A 3,354-nucleotide genomic window follows, 5' to 3' on the forward strand; every position below is an offset into this window, starting at 1 on the left:
ACCGCCTTAAAATAGAAGCAGTTTCTCTCGACAGTACTATTGTTAAGGTTCATCCCGATGGAACAGGGCCTTAAAAAACAGGTCCGCAGTCCATCGGAAAGTCCAGAGGCGGCTGGACGACCAAGCTTCATATGGTTGCCGCGAATGCTGAATGCGCGTTGAATTTCAGCCTCACTCCCGGCAACGCCGGCGATGCCCCCCGAGGGGCGCAGGCTGCTTGTCCAGTTGGGGCCGATGCCAGCGCCGTGCAGCTTGCTTATGGATGGCGCATATGAGGGTAATGAAACGACTCGCTTGGGACGTGAGTTGGGCTTCACTCCGGTGGTGCCGCCCAATCCCAACCGACTGAAACCGTGGGAGTATGACAAAGAGCTATACAAAAGACGTAATGAGGTAGAACGGCTTTTCAGGAGGCTCAAAGGCTTCCGCCGTGTTTTTACTCGGTTCGATAAGCTCGATGTCATGTTCCTGGCCTTCGTCGTCTTTGCGTTAATTGTTATAGCTCTGAAATAGTGTTAACAGGCCCTAGGGCATTTCAACTTTGAGAATGCACATTCTCAAAGTTTTTAAGACGCCCGCCCTGCTCTCAATGTCCGTACGGCGCGCTTAGCTCTGCTGTCCTCGCCCATAAAGCTCGAAGACTCGCTAACGGGCGAGGCAACCGCGCAAATAAATTGCGCTTACGCCAACGTCTGACGCTCGTGGCGGGCGTCTGCTTACGCAGCCGCCAGAGCAATTTCAAAGTGAAATTACTCCAGCGCCGCGTCAAGCGACGCCAGCCCCTCTCCCTGAAAACGCTTTGCCCGTTCCAGCGTCTTTTCCGCATCCGCGGACGATATGCTGGACTGACGCCACCGCCGCCATTTGACTTGCCTTGCCATCCGGGATAGGTATCATTACGGTTTTGCGTGTTGTGTCCGCCCTTGCGCGGACGCCTGCGAGCGGCCCGGATTTCCAGCGCCGATCCGCTCTTGTTGCACGTGACGCCCATTTTACAACCAGACCGCCGCAGGCGGATTTCAGGCAGGTGAAACAATGGCGAACACGGTCATCATCGGCGCGCAGTGGGGCGACGAGGGCAAGGGCAAGATTGTGGACATGCTCAGCGCCCGGAGCCAGGTCATCGTCCGCTTTCAGGGCGGCAACAATGCCGGGCACACCATCAAGGTCAAGGGCGAGGAGACCATCCTGCACCTCATCCCTTCCGGCATCCTGCACGACGGCAAAATCTGTCTGATCGGCAACGGCGTGGTACTGGACCCGGCGGTCTTTCTCAGCGAGGTGGACCATCTGGCGGCCCGCGGCATTGACGTGGCTCCCACGCGCCTGGGCATCAGCAAAAAGACCCATCTGATCATGCCCTACCACAAAAGCCTGGACAAAGCCCGCGAAGCCAAGCGCGCCGGGCACAAGATCGGCACCACGGGCCGGGGCATCGGCCCCTGCTACGAGGACAAGGCCGCCCGCGTGGGCCTGCGCGCCGGGGATTTGGCCGATCCCGGCCTGGTGCGCGAAAAAGTGCGCCACGCCCTGCTGGAAAAAAACGTCCTGCTGCGCAATCTCTACAAATTCGAGCCCCTGGACGAAAACGCGGTCTGCGACGAACTGCTGGGCCTGGCCCCGCGCCTGCTGCCCTATCTCACGGATGTGGACGCCCGCATCCATGAGACCATGCTGGCAGGACAGAACGTGCTCTTCGAGGGCGCCCAGGGCATCCATCTGGACATCGACCACGGCACCTACCCCTTTGTGACCTCCTCCAACACCGTGGCGGGCAACGCGGCGGCGGGCAGCGGCGTGGCACCCGGCACGCTGAACCGCATCGTGGGCATCGTCAAGGCCTACACCACCCGCGTGGGTTCCGGGCCCTTCCCCACCGAACTGCTGGACGACACCGGCAGCTACCTGCGCACCAAGGGACATGAATTCGGGGCCACCACGGGCCGCCCCCGCCGTTGCGGCTGGCTGGACGCCGTGGTGCTGCGCGAAACCGTGCGCCTCAACGGCCTCACGGATATCGCGCTGACCAAGCTGGACGTGCTCCAGAATCTGCCCGCCCTGCAGATCTGCGTGGCCTACGAGCTGGATGGCAAGCGCCTGGAATACCTGCCGCAGGAAGAAGGCGCGCTGGGCCGGGTGACGCCCGTGTATGAGGAACTGCCCGGCTTTGAGGACGACATTTCCGAATGTACCGCGTTTGAGGAATTGCCGGGCACTGTGCAGGGCTATATCCGGCGTATTGAGGAACTCAGCGGCGTGAAGGTCTCCATGATTTCCGTGGGCGCGGACCGCCGCCAGACCATCGTGCGCTGAACGCGCGCCGCGCGGCAGCCATGAACGCAAGTCTGCTCCCCGCTGTGGCGGACCCGGCCTTTGACCGCCTCAAGGCCGTGCTGGACCGTCTGGGCCAAGCCCCGCCCCAGGTTCTGCTGCTGGAAGGCGGCAGCGAGGAGCAGCGCCTGGATCTGGCCCGCTACTGGGCCGCGCGCTGCAACTGCCCTCAGGCCGCGCACGCCGAAAACGGCGCGCCCTGTCTGGCCTGCCCGGTCTGCCTGCAGATCGCCTCGGGCGAATATCTGGATTTGGCGGCCTATGACGGCCGCATCAGCAACCGCGAGGATGAGGAAAATCCCGGTCTGGTGCGGGCCTTCAACATGCAGCGGGTACGTGAGCTGAAAAGCCGTCTGCGCGACGCGCCCCACGGTCAGGGCCGCCGGGTGGTCCTGCTCATGGGCTTGAGCCTGAACCGCGACGAGGCGGCCAACGCCCTGCTCAAAGCCCTGGAAGAACCCTCGCCCACCACTGTTTTCGTGCTCCTGGCCCCGCAGCGTGAACAGCTCCTGCCCACCCTGGTTTCCCGTTCCTTCTGCCTGACTCTGCCCTGGCCGGACAGCCGGGCGCGGGATACGGCTCTGGCTCCTTGGGAAGAAGCTCTGGCCGTTTTTCTGCGCGACGGGCAGGGCTTTCTGGACAAGGTTTCAGCCCGTGGGGCCATGGACGCGGCCCTGGCGGGCCGCCTGCTCCTGGCCGGACAAAAATCCCTGAGCCGCGTACTGGCCGACGAGGCCGAGAGCCCGCTGGATATGCTCCTGGCCGATCTGGACGCGCGCGGCCGGGCCGTGTGTTGCCGCTGGCTGGCCGAAGCCCAGGATATGCTCCAGTACGGCGTCACTCCGGCACGCGTGCTGGAGGCCCTGGCCGCGCGGCTCTTTGTGCTGCGCTTCCAACGATACCATGGTTCTGATTGACAGGCGCGGCATTCTTTCCCGGAGCCAGGCGCTTCAAGAACCGGAGGAGCCGATGTCCAGAGAGAGAGAGAGAGAGAGAGAGAGAGAGAGAGAGAGAGAGAGAGAC

At 62.8% G+C, this 3,354-nt stretch carries 2 protein-coding genes and 1 pseudogene; all 3 read left to right on the forward strand.

Translation table 11 applies throughout. The annotated features are described in order from the left end of the window. Positions 1 to 513, forward strand: a pseudogene (locus tag HMPREF1022_RS10845) (IS5 family transposase); the annotation flags it as partial. Positions 514 to 1,035: 522 nt separating this feature from the next. After that, a complete protein-coding gene (locus tag HMPREF1022_RS10850; protein ID WP_009303125.1) occupies positions 1,036 to 2,313 on the forward strand; it encodes an adenylosuccinate synthase in 1,278 nt (425 codons plus the stop codon). Between the two features lie 20 nt (positions 2,314 to 2,333). After that, positions 2,334 to 3,248: a DNA polymerase III subunit delta' gene (locus HMPREF1022_RS10855; RefSeq protein ID WP_009303126.1), complete on the forward strand. Its 915-nt coding sequence runs from the start codon at positions 2,334 to 2,336 to the stop codon at positions 3,246 to 3,248. Positions 3,249 to 3,354: the final 106 nt, after the last annotated feature.

The sequence above is a fragment of the Desulfovibrio sp. 6_1_46AFAA genome (genome assembly GCF_000224635.1).
Lineage (GTDB): Bacteria > Desulfobacterota > Desulfovibrionia > Desulfovibrionales > Desulfovibrionaceae > Desulfovibrio > Desulfovibrio fairfieldensis.